Source organism: Pseudomonas sp. DWP3-1-3b3 (genome assembly GCF_049896305.1).
Taxonomy (GTDB): Bacteria; Pseudomonadota; Gammaproteobacteria; order Pseudomonadales; family Pseudomonadaceae; genus Aquipseudomonas; species Aquipseudomonas azotoformans_A.
Genome location: NZ_JAFCUA010000016.1, coordinates 21,040 through 38,987, shown reverse-complemented (window position 1 = coordinate 38,987; position 17,948 = coordinate 21,040). Strand labels below are relative to the sequence as shown.

At 60.7% G+C, this 17,948-nt stretch carries 14 protein-coding genes; 5 read left to right on the top strand and 9 right to left on the bottom strand.

Going from position 1 to position 17,948, the window contains the following annotated elements; all coding sequences use genetic code 11:
- The first annotated feature begins 158 nt into the window (after positions 1–158).
- Positions 159–2,462, top strand: coding sequence for an autotransporter outer membrane beta-barrel domain-containing protein (locus ACP7BX_RS29280; RefSeq protein WP_426131668.1), 2,304 nt, complete (start codon positions 159–161; stop codon positions 2,460–2,462).
- 64 nt (positions 2,463–2,526) lie between these two features.
- Here ACP7BX_RS29280 and guaA read toward each other — a convergent pair whose 3' ends face one another.
- The 4 genes from guaA to ACP7BX_RS29260 form a co-directional block, all read right to left on the bottom strand.
- Complete coding sequence (guaA, locus tag ACP7BX_RS29275) at positions 2,527–4,104, bottom strand: glutamine-hydrolyzing GMP synthase (protein ID WP_016977685.1); 1,578 nt, start codon at positions 4,102–4,104, stop codon at positions 2,527–2,529.
- Between the two features lie 80 nt (positions 4,105–4,184).
- Complete coding sequence (guaB, locus tag ACP7BX_RS29270) at positions 4,185–5,654, bottom strand: IMP dehydrogenase (protein ID WP_016977684.1); 1,470 nt, start codon at positions 5,652–5,654, stop codon at positions 4,185–4,187.
- A gap of 104 nt (positions 5,655–5,758) precedes the next feature.
- Entirely contained in the window at positions 5,759–6,307 is a 549-nt protein-coding gene (locus tag ACP7BX_RS29265; RefSeq protein WP_021492272.1) for a hypothetical protein, read from the bottom strand.
- Positions 6,308–6,461: 154 nt separating this feature from the next.
- Positions 6,462–7,229, bottom strand: a complete 768-nt coding sequence (locus ACP7BX_RS29260; protein WP_426131666.1) for a sulfite exporter TauE/SafE family protein — start codon at positions 7,227–7,229, stop codon at positions 6,462–6,464.
- A 99-nt stretch (positions 7,230–7,328) separates the two neighbouring features.
- On the opposite strand from ACP7BX_RS29260, the gene ACP7BX_RS29255 reads away from it, so the two are divergent.
- From ACP7BX_RS29255 to leuA, 4 genes are all read left to right on the top strand, one after another.
- A complete protein-coding gene (locus ACP7BX_RS29255) occupies positions 7,329–8,219 on the top strand; it encodes a LysR family transcriptional regulator (RefSeq protein ID WP_426131665.1) in 891 nt (296 codons plus the stop codon).
- A 10-nt stretch (positions 8,220–8,229) separates the two neighbouring features.
- Positions 8,230–9,609: an exodeoxyribonuclease VII large subunit gene (xseA, locus tag ACP7BX_RS29250; protein WP_426131663.1), complete on the top strand. Its 1,380-nt coding sequence runs from the start codon at positions 8,230–8,232 to the stop codon at positions 9,607–9,609.
- A 3-nt stretch (positions 9,610–9,612) separates the two neighbouring features.
- Complete coding sequence (locus tag ACP7BX_RS29245; protein WP_177112485.1) at positions 9,613–10,434, top strand: M23 family metallopeptidase; 822 nt, start codon at positions 9,613–9,615, stop codon at positions 10,432–10,434.
- Between the two features lie 324 nt (positions 10,435–10,758).
- On the top strand, positions 10,759–12,438 hold the full coding sequence (leuA, locus tag ACP7BX_RS29240) for a 2-isopropylmalate synthase (protein ID WP_426131661.1): 1,680 nt from the start codon (positions 10,759–10,761) through the stop codon (positions 12,436–12,438).
- A gap of 62 nt (positions 12,439–12,500) precedes the next feature.
- Here the strand turns inward: leuA and ACP7BX_RS29235 are convergent, their stop codons facing one another.
- The 5 genes from ACP7BX_RS29235 to ACP7BX_RS29215 all read right to left on the bottom strand — a co-directional run bounded on the left by ACP7BX_RS29235 (position 12,501) and on the right by ACP7BX_RS29215 (position 17,939).
- Positions 12,501–13,292: an amidohydrolase gene (locus tag ACP7BX_RS29235; RefSeq protein ID WP_426131659.1), complete on the bottom strand. Its 792-nt coding sequence runs from the start codon at positions 13,290–13,292 to the stop codon at positions 12,501–12,503.
- Entirely contained in the window at positions 13,280–14,428 is a 1,149-nt protein-coding gene (locus tag ACP7BX_RS29230; RefSeq protein ID WP_426131657.1) for a pyridoxal phosphate-dependent aminotransferase, read from the bottom strand. Before ACP7BX_RS29230 ends, ACP7BX_RS29235 begins: the two co-directional genes overlap by 13 nt.
- A 121-nt stretch (positions 14,429–14,549) precedes the next feature.
- Positions 14,550–16,019: a ribosome biogenesis GTPase Der gene (der, locus tag ACP7BX_RS29225; RefSeq protein WP_016977675.1), complete on the bottom strand. Its 1,470-nt coding sequence runs from the start codon at positions 16,017–16,019 to the stop codon at positions 14,550–14,552.
- A gap of 134 nt (positions 16,020–16,153) precedes the next feature.
- Positions 16,154–17,305: an outer membrane protein assembly factor BamB gene (bamB, locus tag ACP7BX_RS29220; RefSeq protein WP_033898622.1), complete on the bottom strand. Its 1,152-nt coding sequence runs from the start codon at positions 17,303–17,305 to the stop codon at positions 16,154–16,156.
- Positions 17,298–17,939, bottom strand: a complete 642-nt coding sequence (locus tag ACP7BX_RS29215) for a YfgM family protein (RefSeq protein WP_426131655.1) — start codon at positions 17,937–17,939, stop codon at positions 17,298–17,300. The genes bamB and ACP7BX_RS29215 overlap by 8 nt, the downstream gene beginning before the upstream one ends.
- Between the last annotated feature and the right edge of the window lie 9 nt (positions 17,940–17,948).

Below are 17,948 nucleotides of genomic sequence, written 5' to 3'. Positions count from 1 at the left end.
CTTCAGCGACGCTTTTTATGATGAATTGTCCTACAAGCATCGTGTAGATTCGCACGCGCTTGAATCAGCCATTCACTGACAAGCTGGCAGGGATGCCTAAAACAGACGCCGACGCGTGGGTTATTCCCTGTCAGTTTCTGCCCTGTAAGGATACTGCCTTGAACACTTCCCACCTGCGCCGCTCGTTGTTGGCGCTGTCCGTCGCGGCGACCACTGCCACGGCCCATGCCGCACCCGCACCCGACTTCAATTACGACCTGAGCACAGGGGCCTACAGCAGCTTCGGTGATGTTTTCAATAACGCCACCTTCACAGGGACGTCGCAAAACGCAGGTGTGGAGCTGACCAACGTGACCTTGGCGGGCAACCTGGTCAACCAGGGCAAAATCAACCGAACGGCTGCGAACCCCACCGAGTTCCCGTCGGGTATCGCCATGACCCTCAACTCCAACGTCGGTGGCGACCTGATCAATAACGGCGACATTACGGTGAGCGGCAACGCCGTCGTCGGGCTGGACCTGTACCAGGCGAAGATCGCGGGTGAAGTGAGCAACAACGGCAACATCACTGTGACGGGCGCAAATGCCGAAGGCATGCTGATCACCTCGACCCAGGCGCGCATCAATAACTCGGGCACTATCACCGCGCGTGGCATTGACTCTGAAGGTATCGACATCGAGAAGGCACTCTTTACGGGCCAGATGACAGGCGCGCCCTTCCTGAGTGATATCAACACCAGCGGGACTATCTCCGCCGACGGGATCGGTATCCGTTTTCGCAGTCTCGACACCTCCGACGACTTCAGGATCTTCTCTATCAGGCAGACAGGTGGCCTGATCGAAGGCGGCACCGCAGCCATTCTGGCGGACGACAACAGCTCCCCGTCGTATTTCTACTGGCAGGGTGGTCAGGTCAAGGGTGACCTGCTGGGCCTCAGTGGTGTGCTGGTGCAAGGGGACGCGATGTTCGATGGCTCGACCATCCGCGCCGGTTTCGTCGATATCGACGGCGGCCGCCTGACGCTGCTTCGCCCGCAGACCACGATTGTGGGCGACCTCGATATGGACAGCAACACTGCGCGCCTGCGCCTGCTGCTGGATAACAACACACTGCCCAATGCGCCGATCCTGAAAGTCACCGGTAATACCTTCTTCTCTCCTGGCAGCCAGATCGAACTGCAGGCGCGCTCCGATGACTTCCGCACCTCGGCCGGGGGCACCCGCTACACCCTCATCAACTCTGGTACCTGGGAAGAGCCGCAGAACCTGTCCGTGGTGTCCTCCTCGGCGCTGCTCGAGGTGAAGAACTTCGGCATTGAAGGCCAGGACGTGAAAGCACTGGTGGCCACCCGCAGTGATGAGGCGATCACGCAAGACCTGCTGGGTGCCAGTGGTTCGCGCAACGCGGTGAACACCATCCAGCCGTTCAAGAACACGGTCATGGGCCTGATGGACGAAAGCGACCCGGTGTTCCAGCAGTTCGCCAACGCCGCCACCAGCCAAGAGCTGGCCAAACTGGCCGAAACCCTGAGCCCGGACGTCAGCCGTGGGGCGGTCAACGCCGCCACCAACAGCCAGAACCTGGTCGCAGGTGCCATCAACCGCCGCGCCAGCAACGCGCGTAGCGGTCTGTCCTCCGGTGACGTCCTGGCAGAACAAGGCGTATGGCTGCAAGCGCTGTCCAGCGATGCCAACCAGGACAGCCGCCACGGTGTCGACGGCTACGACGCCAACACCCACGGCATTGCCGTGGGTGTCGACGGCAAGCTCAATGCCCAGACAACCGTGGGCCTGGCTTACAGCTACATGACCAGCGACGTCAAATCCGACCTGGGTAGCAAGACCGACGTCAGCGGCCATGCACTGACCCTTTACGGCAACTGGGCCCGCGACAACTTCTTTGTCGACACCTCGCTGATGTACGGCTGGAACGACAACGAGTCCAAACGCTACATCGCCGGTACCCGCGCCAAGGCCGACTACGACAGTGAGATCTTCGGCGTCAACGCGCTGGCAGGCTATACGTTCCAGCTCGACAAGCAGTGGCTGCTGGAACCACAGGTCGGTGCGCGCTATGCCAACATCTCGATTGATTCGTACCGTGAAAAAGGCAGCTCAGCGGCCCTCAAGGTCGGCAGCCAGCGCTATGAAATTGGCGAAATGGGCCTGGGCGCTCGCCTGGCGGCCGCGTTTGACCTGGGTGTGGGCAGCTTCGAACCGGAAGCCAAGCTGATGGCCTGGCACGACTTCATCGGCGACAAGGCCAACACCACCTCCACCTTTGTGCTCGGCGGCACCCCCTTCACCACCACTGGCGCAACGCCGGCGCGCGACAGCTACGAGCTGGGACTGGGCGCCAACTACCGCGTTGGCGCCTGGAGCGTGGGCGGGACGTACAACTACCTGACCAGCAGTGGTTTCGACGCTGACACCTTCACGGCGAACGTGCGTTACGACTTCTGATCAACGCCTTCGCCTGAAATGAAAAAACCGGCCTAGGCCGGTTTTTTCATACAGCGCTGCGGGATCATTCCCACTCAATCGTCGCCGGTGGCTTGCTCGACACGTCGTAAGTAACGCGCGAGATGCCTTCGATCTCATTGATGATACGACCGCTGACAGTTTCCAGCAGTTCGTACGGCAGGTGTGCCCAACGCGCAGTCATGAAGTCGATGGTTTCTACCGCACGCAGGGCAACGACCCAGGCGTAACGGCGGCCATCGCCAACCACGCCAACCGATTTCACCGGCTGGAACACCACGAATGCCTGGCTGACTTTGTGGTACCAGTCGGCCTTGCGCAGTTCTTCGATGAAGATGTGGTCGGCGCGACGCAGCAGGTCGGCGTATTCCTTCTTCACTTCACCCAGGATCCGCACGCCCAGGCCCGGGCCTGGGAATGGGTGGCGGTAGACCATGTCGTACGGCAGGCCGAGTTCCAGGCCCAGACGGCGGACTTCGTCCTTGAACAGTTCGCGCAGCGGTTCTACCAGCTTGAGGTTCATTTCCTCAGGCAGGCCACCCACGTTGTGGTGGGACTTGATCACGTGGGCCTTGCCGCTCTTGGCGCCGGCCGATTCGATCACGTCGGGGTAGATGGTGCCCTGGGCAAGGTACTTGATGTTGTCCAGTTTGTTGGACTGGGCATCGAACACGTCGATGAAGGTGCGGCCGATGATCTTGCGCTTCTTCTCCGGGTCGGACTCGCCGGCCAGGTTGTTGAGGAACTGGTCCTCAGCATTGGCGCGGATCACCTTGACGCCCATGTTCTCGGCGAACATGGCCATCACTTGCTCGCCTTCGTGCAGGCGCAGCAGGCCGTTGTCGACGAACACACAAGTCAGTTGGTCGCCGATGGCTTTGTGCAGCAGGGCCGCTACCACGGAGGAGTCAACGCCGCCGGACAGGCCGAGCAGTACGTTGTCGGTGCCGACCTGGGCGCGCACCTGGGCGATGGCGTCTTCAGCGATTTTCGACGGGGTCCACAGGGCTTCACACTCGCAGATGTCGAGGATGAAGCGCGACAGGATGCGGCCGCCTTGCTTGGTGTGGGTCACTTCCGGGTGGAACTGCACGCCGTAGTAACGACGCTCGTCGCTGAACATGCCGGCGATCGGGCAGCTCGGGGTGCTGGCCAGGATGTGGAAGTCTTCCGGCATCTTGGTGACTTTGTCACCGTGGCTCATCCACACGTCGAGGCCGAACAGGCCGTCGGCGTCGACGTGGTCTTCGATGCCGTCCAGCAGGCGGCTCTTGCCAACCACGTCGACACGGGCATAACCGAATTCACGCAGCTCGGAACCTTCAACCTTGCCGCCCAATTGCTCGGCCATGGTCTGCATGCCGTAGCAGATGCCGAAGACCGGGACGCCCAGGTCGAATACGGCTTGTGGGCAGCGCGGGCTGTTGGCTTCGTGCACGGACTCTGGGCCACCGGCGAGGATGACGCCTTTCGGTGCGAATTCGCGGATCGCTTCGTCGTCCATGTCGAACGGATGCAGTTCGCAGTACACGCCGATTTCGCGCACGCGGCGGGCGATCAGCTGGGTGTACTGGGAACCGAAATCGAGGATCAGGATACGGTGGGCGTGAATGTCGAGGGCCATGAAGTCAGTCTCGTCTAATGAATCAGAAACAACTCGGGGCTGAAGAACAGCCCCGGTTACTTAACATTTTGCTGGAAGCATCAACCTACGCGGTAGTTTGGCGCTTCCTTGGTGATCTGCACGTCGTGGACATGGGATTCAGCCATGCCGGCGCCGGTGATCCGTACGAACTCTGGCTTGGTGCGCATTTCTTCGATGTCGGCGCTGCCGGTGTAGCCCATCGAGGAACGCAGGCCGCCCATCAGTTGATGGATGATCGCGCTCAGGGTGCCTTTGTACGGCACACGGCCTTCGATACCTTCCGGAACGAGCTTCTCGGCGCCTGCCGAGGAGTCCTGGAAGTAACGATCGGAGGAGCCTTGCGCCTGGGACATGGCGCCCAGCGAACCCATGCCGCGGTAAGCCTTGTAGGAACGGCCCTGGAACAGTTCGATCTCGCCTGGCGCTTCTTCAGTACCGGCGAACATCGAGCCCATCATCACGCAGGAAGCACCGGCTACGATGGCCTTGGACAGGTCACCGGAGAAACGGATGCCACCATCGGCGATCAACGGAACGCCCGTGCCTTCAAGGGCAGCGGCGACGTTGGCGATGGCGCTGATTTGCGGCACGCCCACACCGGCAACGATACGGGTGGTGCAGATCGAGCCAGGGCCGATACCGACCTTGACCGCATCCGCGCCCGCTTCGGCCAGGGCCTTGGCCGCAGCGCCGGTGGCGATGTTGCCGCCGATCACTTGCACGTCAGGGAAATTCTGCTTGACCCAACGCACGCGGTCGATCACACCTTTGGAGTGACCGTGGGCGGTGTCGACCACCACCACGTCAACGCCGGCAGCGACCAGGGCCGAAACGCGGTCGCCGGTGTCTTTACCGGTGCCGACCGCCGCGCCAACACGCAGACGACCTTGGTCATCCTTGCTGGCCAACGGATAAGCCTTGGCTTTTTCGATGTCGTTGACGGTCATCATGCCTTTGAGGGCGAATTTGTCGTCGACGATCAGCACGCGCTCGATGCGGTGCTTGTGCAGCAGTTCGCGCACATCGTTCTTGTCGGCGCCTTCCTTGACAGTGACCAGACGCTCTTTGGGCGTCATCACTTCACGGACGGTGACTTCAAGACGGTTCTCGAAACGCACGTCACGGGAAGTGACGATGCCGACCAGGTCGCCATCGTGCAACACCGGAACGCCGGAGATGTTGTGCAGGCGGGTCAGGTCGAACAGGTCACGCACGGTGGCGTCGGCTTCGATGGTGATCGGATCTTTCACCACACCGGCTTCGTAACGCTTGACCTTGCGCACTTCGGCAGCTTGCTGCTCGATGGTCATGTTCTTGTGGATGATGCCGATGCCGCCTTCCTGAGCCATGGCGATGGCCAGACGGGCTTCAGTAACGGTGTCCATGGCAGCGGAAACAAGGGGAATATTCAGCTCGATGCCACGGGTTAGGCGGGTCTTGAGACTGACTTCGTTAGGAAGCACCTCGGAATAACCGGGCACTAGGAGAATGTCGTCGAATGTCAGAGCTTCTTGGCTGATACGCAGCATCGCGGGGGCTCCCGAGCGGGAAAATGGAAGCGCGCCATTATATACATGCACCCTGCCGGGCTCAATGTAAAACTCTGACAAACTTGGTAATACTGATAGATGGGTTACAACTCGACTTTGACCCAACTCATCTTCTGGTCCAGCCAATCGGCAAATTCGTCGATAAAACTCTGCTTGAACCCCGCCTCCGCCCAGTTATTGAAGATGAAACCCAGGTTGGAAAACCCGCACTCCTGTAGGAACAGGAACCCGTTGATGTCGTCTTCATGCCCACACAGCGGGCAGGTGAAGTTGTCGGTGTGGCCAGGCATCCAGTCTTCCAGGCTTTCGAACAGGGCTTCGCCGACTTCCTTGCGGCATTCCGGGCAACCGGCTTCTTCGAGAAAGCCCTTGGCCGGTGTATAGATGCAGCGCTTGTAGATGATCTCCAGGCCGTTGATCGGCTCGTTGAACGGCAGCGCCTCGGGGTACAACACCACGGCGCGGGCGCCGTCGGCCAGGGCATAGCCCATGCGATTGCCGGTGCGGCCGCAGGTGGTGAGTTCTTCCTTGATGATGTTCTTGCGCACCAGCCAACGCACGATCGCCCGGGCGCGGGGTTCGTGGACGGGCAAGGTGGAGATTTTCGGGACAAGGATGCTTTGGGAGTTCATGAGAGTCCTGCGGTGTGGCGTCTGACGCCTTCGCGGGCAAGCCCGCTCCCACAGGTGGCCGCATTCCTACAGGAGAAATGCGCTCGAATGTGGGAGCGGGCTTGCCCGCGAAGAGGCCCTGAAGGCTGGCAGCTTAATCCCTGAAAAAATGAGGTCAAGTGCTCAAGTAACGCCCAATCAACGCAATCCCACTCGCCAGCACCAACCACGTCACCAACCTTACAAACGCCTCACGGGACATGCGCATCGTCAGCCTGCGTCCACACCACAGCCCGAGGGCCATCGCCGGCAACAGGCACAGCGCCAACATCAACAGCGGCAAATCCGCATACACCCCGGCGATCAGAAACAGGCTCAGGCGCACCACCGTGCTGCAACTGATCAACGCACTCTGGGTGGCGCGCGCCGCGTCCTTGGGCAGGCGGCTATTCAGATAGATCGCATACAGAAAGCCGCCACTGCCGAACAATGCACCAAACAACCCGCCCACCGTGCCCATCGGAATCGACCACCCCGCCGCCAACTGCGTCGGCCGCACCTTTACCGCCAGGGTGTAGAGGGCGTAGGCACTGATGAACAAGCCCATCAGCAACAGCAACAAATCCGAATGCAGGTTGAGCAAAAACACCACGCCCAGTGTGCAGCCGATCGCCATGCACGGCAGTAACCGCAGCAGCTCCGGCTTGTTCACATCCCGCCGCGATTGCAGCAGGTTGCCAAACGCCGCGACAAAATCCAGCAACACCAGCAACGGGATGATCTTCGACAGCGGCATGAACAGGATCAGCAGCGGCCCCGCCACCAACGCGGTGCCAAAGCCCGCTATTCCGAACACGATATAGGCCACGACGATGCCCAGGCCGATCACCAGCCAATCCACACCGCCAAACGACCACTGGCTCATCAGCTCAACCGGGTTCATGGGTCATTCCTTATTAGAGATGGCCTTCACTTTAGCCAGCGCCGAGAGATGCGACTAATATCTTCAAAGACTTCCACCCATCTCGAAAAGGCATGACGCGTGATTTCCACCCGCCAACTGCGTTACTTCGTCGAAATCGCCGACAGCGGCAGCTTCAGCGCCGCCGCCGAGCGCCTGTTTGTGGCGCAGTCCGCCTTGAGTCGACAGATCAAGGAGCTGGAAACCCAGCTGCAAACGCCCCTGTTCGAGCGGACTGCACGCCAACCACGACTCACCGCCGCGGGTGAAGCCTTCTACCCGCGAGCACGCAACCTGCTGAGTGAGCTGATCAAGGCCAGTGAAATGGCAACGCAAGTGGGCAACGGCGAACTGGGCACGCTGCGCCTGAGCCACTCAAGTACCGTGCCGATGAGCGGCCCATTGCTGCAAGGCATCAGCACCTGGCTGGAACGCTGCCCAGGGGTGTCGATGGACATCGTCAAACTGTCCTCCGAAGCGCAGTTGGAAGAAATCGCCGACGGTCGCCTGGAGGTCGGGCTGTTGCGCCTGCCTGTGTTGCGCCAGCGCGAGGGCGTGCGAGTGCTGCCTTTATATCGCGAGCAACTGTTGCTGGCGGTGCCGCCGAATCATGGGCTGGCGCGCAGCAATGCGCCTGTCGAACTGGGGCAATTGAGGGACGAAGCGTTTATTTCGATCCCCCATCCCCAGCGTGGCGGCTTGAGCTATCTGTCAGCCGAGTTGTGCATGCGTGCAGGATTTTTCCCCAAGGCCGCGCGGGTGATGTCGCGCAAGACCACCCAGTTGCAGTTGATCCAGGCCGGCTTTGGTATTGCCTTGTTACCAAAATCCATGCAGGACATCGCCCCTGCCACTGTGCACTTTTTGCCCCTGGCCGACCCGGACTGCCTCAGCACCGTGGCCCTGGCCTGCGCGCAGAAGCCGAGCGCACTGGTGGAGCAATTCTGCCAAACCTTGCACGAATGCCTATAAACTGCCGCCCATGATTAAAGATCCTTTTGCCCGTCTGGGCCTGGACCGCGAAGTCCTGACTGTCAGCCAGCTCAACGGCCGTGCGCGGGTGTTGCTGGAAGACGTGTTCACCAATATCTGGGTCGAAGGCGAGATCTCCAACCTCGCCCGCCCGGCTTCCGGCCATGTGTATTTCACCCTCAAGGACAGCGGCGCCCAGGTGCGTTGCGCGCTGTTTCGCAACAACGCCGCGCGGGTACGGCAGGCGTTGAAAGATGGCTTGGCGGTGAAGGTGCGCGGCAAAGTCTCTTTGTTTGAGGGCCGGGGTGATTACCAGCTGATCATCGATACCGTGGAGCCGGCCGGTGATGGGGCATTGCGCCTGGCGTTCGACGCGCTGAAGGAAAAGCTCAGCGCCGAAGGCCTGTTCAGCGCCGAACGCAAAGTGCCGCTGCCGGCGCACCCTCGGCGCATCGGTATCATCAGTTCGCCGACCGGCGCGGTGATTCGCGACATCATCAGCGTGTTCCGTCGCCGTGCGCCAAACATTGAACTGACCCTCATCCCCACTGCCGTGCAAGGCCGCGAAGCCATCCCACAGATTGTGCGCGCACTGAAACTGGCGGATGCACGCGGCTTCGATGCGCTGATCCTGGCCCGTGGCGGCGGTTCGCTGGAAGACCTCTGGTGCTTCAACGAAGAAGCCGTGGCCCGTGCGGTGGATGCCTGCGTCACGCCAATCGTCAGCGCGGTCGGGCATGAAACCGATGTGTCCATTAGCGACTTCGTGGCCGACGTGCGCGCCCCTACTCCCTCCGCCGCAGCCGAATTGCTCGCGCCGGACGCCAGCCATCTGGTGCGTCAGGTTGAAAACCTGCATCGCCGCCTGGTGATGCTGATGCGCAATCGCCTGAGCCACGACCGCCTGCGCTTGGAAGGCATGGCGCGACGCCTGCGTCATCCTGGCGAACGTCTGCGCCAGCAAGCCCAGCGCCTGGACGACCTGGACATGCGCCTGCGTCGTGCCTTCGAGCGCAGCCTCAATACCCGCCGCGAGCGCCTGATCCGCCTGGAAACCCGCCTCGCCGGCCAACACCCCGGTCGCCAACTGGCCCTCTTGCGCCAACGCTTGGACAGCCTCGCTGAACGGCTGCCCCGCGCCATGCGCGAAGGCCTGAAGGCGCGGCGCCTGCAACTGCAAAGCCAGATGCAGACGCTGCACGTGGTCAGCCCATTGGCGACCCTGGGCCGTGGCTACAGCATCTTGCTGGACGAGCGCGGCCAGGCCATTCGCAACGCCGCGCAGACCCACACCGGCCAGCGCCTCACCGCGCGTCTCGGTGAGGGCCAATTGCAAGTGCGGGTGGAAGACAACCACCTGACACCCGTCACCCTTTCGTTATTGGATTGATTGATGCCACGTCTCTTTAGTGTGTTGATGCTGCTGTGCCTTGCCTTTAATGCCCATGCCGATAGCTACATCACCCGTACCTTGAACAAGCCGGTGCCCGGTGGCGTTGCGGTGGTCGAACTGGGCCCTTCCGCCGCCGCGCCCAAGGCCACGTACCTGGGCAAGCCAGTGCTGGTGGTGAAGGAAGCGGACACCTGGCTGGCGATTGTCGGCATCCCGCTGACGGTCAAGCCCGGCAACGAACGCATCAGCAGCGGCGGGCGCAACCTGCCGTTTATCGTCGGCTACAAGAAGTACCCGGAACAGCGCATCACCCTGAAGAACAAAAGCCAGGTGAACCCCGACCCGGCACAGCTGAAACGCATCGAGGCGGAGCTGGCGGTGCAGATCAAGGCCTACCGCAGTTTCAGCCCTAACCTGCCGAGCAATCTGGTGTTGGACAAACCGGTGAACGGGCCGTTGTCGAGCAAGTTCGGCGTGCGACGTTTCTTCAACGGTGAAGAGCGCAATCCCCATTCGGGCCTGGACTTTGCCGTGCCGGCCGGTACGCCGATCAAGACGCCGGCCAACGGCAAAGTGATTCTGGTGGGCAACTACTTCTTCAACGGCAATACCGTGTTCGTCGACCACGGCCAGGGCTTTATCAGCATGTTCTGCCACATGTCGAAGATCGATGTGAAAGTCGGTGACCAGCTCACGCGTGGCGCGGTGGTGGGTAAAGTCGGTGCCACGGGCCGCGCGACCGGACCGCACATGCACTGGAACGTCAGCCTGAACGACGCACGGGTCGACCCGGCGATCTTTATCGGCGCATTCCAACCCTGAAACGCTCGATTGCGCGCCTGATAATGGGCGCGCAATTAAAACAAGCCCTCGACACATCTTTAGGCACAAAATCTCGTTTCCTACGTAGATAGCAGAACTTATCTCAATTTTTAGCGACTGCTTGCCATCTTTCACCCCGACGGTTAGGGTTGGGCTTATGAAAACCTCTCACACCCTCATTCAGCTCCGCCAGCACCGCAGCCTGTGCCTTGTCAGCGCACGACTGCCAGGCTGAATCGATCTGCCTCGTCTTTACGTTTTATCCCCAAAAACAGTTCTACGGCAGGCCGCCTTTTCTCGGCCCCTACAACAAAGGATTTCCCGATGAGCATGCTCAAAGACCCGTCTTCGAAGTACCGCGCGTTCCCGACCATCGACATCCCGGACCGCACCTGGCCGTCGAAGACCATCACCGAAGCGCCGATCTGGTGCAGCTCCGACCTGCGTGATGGCAACCAGTCGCTGATCGAGCCGATGGACGCGGTGAAAAAGCTGCGTTTCTGGAAGACCCTGGTTGCCGTTGGCGTGAAGGAAATCGAAGCGTCGTTCCCAGCCGCCTCGCAAACCGACTTCGACTTCGTACGTACCCTGATCGAAGATAACCACATCCCCGAGGACACCACCATCCAGGTGCTGACCCAGGGCCGTGAAGACTTGATCGCACGTACCTTCGAATCCCTGCGCGGCGCCAAGAAGGCCATCGTGCACCTGTACAACGCCACCTCGCCGTCCTTCCGCCGCATCGTGTTCAACCAGGACAAGGACGGCATCAAGGCCATCGCGGTCAACGCGGCCAAGCTGTTCGTCAAATACGCCGCCCAGCAGCCGGAAACCCAGTGGACCTTCGAATACTCTCCGGAGACCTTCAGTGCCACTGAGCTGGAGTTCGCCAAGGAAGTCTGTGACGCGGTGATCGAGGTGTGGAACCCGACGCCTGAGCACAAGATGATCCTCAACCTGCCGGCCACCGTGGAATGCGCCACGCCGAACATCTATGCCGACCAGATCGAGTGGTTCGGTCGCCATATCAACCGTCGTGACAGCGTGATCATCAGCCTGCACACCCACAACGACCGTGGCACTGGCGTAGCCGCCACCGAGCTGGGCCTGATGGCCGGCGCCGACCGTGTCGAAGGCTGCCTGTTCGGCAACGGCGAGCGTACCGGTAACGTCGACCTGGTCACCGTGGCCCTGAACATGTACACCCAAGGCCTCGACCCGCAGCTGGACTTCACCGACATCGACGGCGTGCGCAAGGTCGTCGAGGAGTGCAACCAGATCCAGGTGCACCCACGTCATCCGTACGTCGGCGATCTGGTGCACACCGCGTTCTCCGGCTCTCACCAGGACGCGATCCGCAAAGGTTTCTCCCAGCAGAAAGACGATGCGCTGTGGGAAGTGCCGTACTTGCCGATCGACCCGGCCGACATCGGCCGCAGTTACGAGGCGGTGATTCGCGTGAACAGCCAGTCGGGCAAAGGCGGCATCGCCTACCTGCTGGAGCAGGAATACGACATCAGCTTGCCGCGTCGCATGCAGATCGAATTCAGCCAGGTGGTACAGGCAGAAACCGACCGCGTGGGCCTTGAGATGACCGCACCGCAGATCTACGCCTTGCTGCAGCGCGAATACCTGCAAGCCAACACCCCGTACGCGTTGGTCAGCCATCGCCTGCAGGAAGAAAACGGCAACAGCTTTGTCGAGGTGGAAGTCTCCGGCAAGGGCCAGGGCGAAACCAACCTGCACTGGAAAGGCAAAGGCAACGGCGCGCTGGAAGCGCTGGTGGCTGGCCTGCCGATCGGTGTGGAGATCATGGACTACAACGAACATGCGATTGGTGCAGGCACCAACGCCAAGGCAGCGGCCTACATCGAGCTGCGTGTGAACGGTGAGCGTCCGGTGCATGGCGTGGGGATTGATGAAAACATCACCACGGCCAGCTTCAAGGCGCTGTTCAGTGCACTGAACCGGTCGTTGAGCCAGCAGGAAGCCAAAGCAGCGTAACTGGCTGCTGAAATGCGAAAGGCCCCTGGGTGTGAATCCAGGGGCCTTTTTCGTTACCGGGTTTAAGTGAACTCAAATGTATCGGCGTCCAGGTTCGCGGGAAACCGCGTGCGATACGCGGCCAGTTCCGCCGCATCCAGGCTCACCTGAAACACCCCATCCGCCTCCCCCGCACTCAGCAAGGTCTCACCCTGGAAGTCCAGCACCTGGCTATCCCCGGTGTAGGCAAAGCCCTTCCCATCCGTGCCCACCCGATTCACTGCCGCTACATAGCACAGGTTTTCAATAGCCCGCGCCGGCAGCAACCGGTTCCAGTGTGAACGCCGCGCACCCGGCCAGTTGGCGGTGTACAGCAGCAGGTCGGTGTCCTGGGCATCGCGGCTCCACACCGGGAAACGCAGGTCGTAGCAAATCAACGGGCGAATACGCCAACCCTTCAATTCAAACTGCACCTGGCGTTCGCCCGGCGTGTAGTGATTGTGTTCACCGGCCATGCGGAACAGGTGGCGCTTGTCGTAATGCAGCACCTCGCCATCCGGCCGCGCCCACAGCAGGCGGTTGCGGTGACTGCCGTCGGCGGCCTGGATGATCACACTGCCGGTGATCACCGCGTTGTACTTCGCCGCCTGGGCCTGAAGCCAGTGATGGGTCGGGCCGTTTTCAGGCTCTGCCATGGCTTGCGACTCCATCGAGAAGCCGGTGGTGAACATCTCCGGCAACACAATCAAATCGACGCCTTTGGCTTGCGCCAACAGCAGTTCGAAATGCTCGAGGTTGGCCTGGCGGTCATGCCAGGCCAGGCTGGTCTGGACCAGAGCGATGTTCAGGTTCGGCAGTGCACTCAGATCACGCATAGTTTTTCCGCCGCTTGGCGCAGCGTCTCCTCGCGTTTGGCAAAGCACAGGCGCACCAGGCGCTGGCCTTGGGGTGGGGTCTGGTAGAACACCGAGACCGGGATGGTGGCCACGCCGTGTTCGCGGGTCATCCACAGGGACATGGCGACGTCATCCAGGTCAGGGCGGATCTGTGAGTAATCCACCAGTTGGAAGTAGGTGCCGGTCACTCGGGTAAAGCTGAAACGGGACGGCGCCAGCAGATCACAGAACAGGTCACGCTTGGCCTGGTAAAAAGCTGGCAGCTCATCGACATGCTCCGGGTGTTCGGCCATGAAGTCGGCCAGCGCGTATTGCAGTGGGGTCACGCCGCAGAAATTGACGTATTGGTGCACCTTGCGCAGTTCGGCGGTGAGGGCTGGTGGTGCGACGACATAGCCGGTTTTCCAGCCGGTGACGTGGTAGGTCTTGCCGAAAGAGCTGACCACGAACGCGCGCTGATAAAGCTCTTCATGGGCCAACACGCTGACATGGGCCACACCGTCAAAGACCAGGTGTTCGTAAACTTCGTCGCTGACCAGATAGATATCGCGATCACGGATCAGTTCGGCCAATTGGTCCAGCTCGGCACGGCTGATCAGGGCGCCTGTCGGGTTGTGCGGGGTATTGAGAATGATCATGCGCGTGCGCGGTGACAGCGCCGCCTTGATCTTCTCGAAGTCGAGGGCAAAGCCGTCCAGGGTCAGTTGCACATGCACACAGCGACCGCCCGCCAATTCCACCGAGGGCTCATAGCTGTCGTAGCTGGGGTCGAACACGATGACTTCATCGCCAGTACGAATCACCGCCTGGATTGCGCAGAAGATCGCTTCGGTGGCGCCAGGGGTGATGGTCACTTCACTGTCGGCATTGACCGTGGCGCCATAACTGCGGGCGATCTTGGCGGCCACTTGCTGACGCAGCACCGGCAGGCCGGTCATAGGTGCATATTGGTTATGCCCGAGGGCGATATGCTTGCCCACCGCATCGAGCAAAGCCTGGGGACCATTGAAGTCCGGGAAACCCTGGGACAGGTTGAGCGCGCCGGTCTCAAAAGCGAGTTGCGACATGGTGGTGAAAATGGTCGTGCCGACATTCGGCAGCTTGCTGGTGATCATCGAAAGGCCCCTGCAGGTGAGCCCCAAGTTTTAAGCTGCCAAGTGCACCGGGTCAAGGCACAAACCACCGCGCACAAAAAAGGGCTCCATAGGAGCCCTCTCTCACAACTCGAAGCTGCCGTTACTTCTTGTCACGGCGCTTCTTGTCGGCCTTCTTGTGGTGGGTCATCAAACGACGCTTCTTGTTCACCTGACGGTCAGTCAGTGTGTTCTTGTTGCCTTCGTATGGGTTCTCGCCACCCTTGAACTCGATACGGATCGGTGTACCGACCAGTTTCAAGACACGGCGGTAGGTGTTTTCCAGGTAACGCACATAGGACTTCGGCACCTTCTCGATCTGGTTACCGTGGATCACGATAATCGGCGGGTTGGCACCACCCAAGTGGGCGTAACGCAGTTTGATCCGGCGGTTGTTGACCATCGGCGGCGCGTGCTCGCCAACCGCGTCTTCCAGGATCTGGGTGAGACGGTTGGTCGGCCAGCGGGTGACCGCGGATTTGAACGAGTTCTGTACGGACGCGTAGAGGTTGCCCACGCCGGTGCCGTGCAGTGCCGAGATAAAGTGGATATCCGCGAACTCGACGAAGAACAGGCGACGTTGCAGCTCGATCTTGACGAAATCGCGCTCGCTCGGCGTCATGCCGTCCCACTTGTTGATCGCGATCACCAGGGCCCGACCGGCCTCCAGGGCAAAGCCCAGCAGGTTGAGGTCGTGGTCCACCACGCCTTCGCGGGCGTCCATCACGAAGATCACCACGTTGGCGTCTTTGATCGCCTGCAGGGTTTTCACCACCGAGAACTTTTCAACTTCCTCGTGGATCTTGCCGCGCTTGCGCACACCGGCGGTGTCGATCAGCGTGTACTTTTCCTCGTTGCGTTCGAACGGGATGTAGATGCTGTCGCGGGTTGTGCCGGGTTGGTCGTAGACGATAACCCGGTCTTCACCGAGCATACGGTTGACCAGCGTCGACTTGCCGACGTTAGGGCGGCCGATGATGGCGATCTTGATACCGTCTTTTTCGCTCGGGCCAGGAATGCGCTTGGCTTCCTCGCCTTCGGCAACGATCTCCTCTTCGCCCTCTTCTTCCTCGACATCATCCTTAGGGAAATCGCGCAGGGCAATTTCCAGCATCTGGGTGATACCGCGACCATGAGCGCCGGCGACCGGAATCGCATCGCCCAGGCCCATTGGGCTGAATTCGGCACGGGCCGCTTCAGGATCGATGTTGTCGATCTTGTTCGCGACCAGATAGGAACGCTTGTTGCGCTTGCGCAGGTGCTCGCCAATCATTTGGTCAGCAGCGGTGTAGCCCGCACGGGCGTCCACCAGGAACAACACGACATCGGCTTCTTCAATGGCCAGCAGCGACTGCTCGGCCATCTTTTCGTCCATGCCATGCTCGTCACCGGAGATACCACCGGTGTCGACAATAATGTAGGAGCGCCCTTGCCACTTTGCCTCACCGTATTGGCGATCACGGGTCAGACCGGATAAGTCGCCGACGATGGCGTCGCGAGTCCTGGTCAGGCGGTTGAACAAGGTGGACTTGCCGACGTTAGGTCGGCCCACCAGGGCGATTACGGGAACCATGCGGCTCTCCACTTCGTTATTTCAGAAAATACAAAAGCCGCTGCAGGGCAGCGGCTGGTGCTCGGGGCAGCATAATCAAATGCCGCATGCCCCGCCGAAGCGGGGCCGCCTGGGTGTTACCCCAAGCATAGTTCTTACTTGATGGTCAGGGCTTCCAGCTTGCCGCTGTTGCCAAACACATAAAGCATGTTACCCACGACCAGCGGACGCGCACGCAGGCCGTCGCTGTCGATACGCTCGCGACCTACGAAGCGACCGTCCACCTGGCTCAGCAGGTGCAGGTAGCCTTCGAAGTCACCGACTGCGACGTAGCTGGAGAACACTTCCGGTGCCGACAGTTGACGGCGAGCCAGGGAGTCGTTGCTCCACAGCGCGGTAGTGGAGCGTTCGTCGACACTTTCAACGGTGCCGGACGCCAGGCTTACATAGACGCTGCCGAACCCTTGGGCGACACCGGCGTAGCTGGAAGCATCACGCTGCCAGTTCACACGGCCGCTCTGCAGGTCCAGTGCCGCAACACGGCCCTGGTAGGTAGCGACGTAGAGGGTTTCACCGGACAGCAGCAGGCCGCCGTCGATGTCCACTACGCGGTCCAGCTCGGAACGACCTTGCGGGATGGCCACACGGGTTTCCCAGGCCGGCACGCCGTTCTGGGTATCCAGGGCGACCACTTTACCGGTCGACAGACCTGCAACGGCCAGATTGTTGGTCACAATCGGACCACTGGTACCGCGCAATGTCAGCACCGCTGGGGTGCTGTCATATAACCAACGCTGTTCGCCGGTGCTGGCGTCGAGGCCGATTACACGGTCGTCCTGGGTTTGCACCACGACGATATCGCCGTTGGTAGCAGGCGGTGCGAGGACTTCACTGGTCACGCGAGCGCGCCATTTCTCTTCACCGGTGCTGGAGTCCAGGGCCACGACCTCGCCTTTCAGCGTGCCGAGCATCACCATGCCGTAACCCACGCCGACGGCGCCGGAGACTGGCAATTCGAGGTCTTTCTTCCACTTCACGTCACCGTTCATGCGATCCATGGAGATCACCACGCCGGTCACGTCAGCGGCCACAATGTTGTCACCGTCGATTGCCGGGACCAACATGTTGTAGGTTTCGCCCTGACCGTCACCGATGGAGCGGCTCCACTGCTTTTGCAGGACCACTTCTTCCTTGAAGCTGGTCAGCTCGGCCGGAGGCAGTTCTTTTTTACTGTTGCTGCTGCAACCCGCGGCCAGAACGGCCAGAGCCAGCAATGCTGCATGTTTCCAACGGATCACGTCACGCATCCCCTTTGGCCAAGTCGTCCAGCTTGATTTGTAAGCCACCGACCGCCGCTTCATCAGACAGCGCCGCCTTGGCTTTTTGGTACGCAGCATTGGCTTCGTCGGTACGACCCAATTGGACCAACAGGTCGCCCTTGAGCTCTTCGCGAGTGGCTACAAATGCCTTTTCAGCATCGCCGTCGAGCAGTTTGAGTGCTTCGTCAGCCTTGTTCTGTGCCGCCAGTACCTGAGCCAGGCGCTGACGCGCGATTTCACCCAGTGTCGGGTTGGTCGGTTTGTCGGCGATAGCCTTCAGCTCTGCAGCGGCGTCGTCCAGCTTGCCGGTGTCGACCGCGACTTTCGCGACGAACAGGCTGCCGTATTGGGCGTAGGTGCTACCGCCGAATTCGTTCTTCAGCTTGCCGGCCAGGTCTGCAACCTGCGCTGGATCGGGCTTACCGTCCGGCGTCAGGGTGGTTTCCAGCAATTGCTGATAGAGGATCGAGGCGCCTTGGGACTGGTTGGCCTGATACTTGGTCCAGGCTTGCCAGCCGAACACCACCACTAAAGCCAGCAGACCGCCAGTAACCAGGGGCTTGCCATTACGCTGCCACCAGTCCTTGAACTCGGCCAGTTGATCATCATCAGAACTCGACACCCCAATACT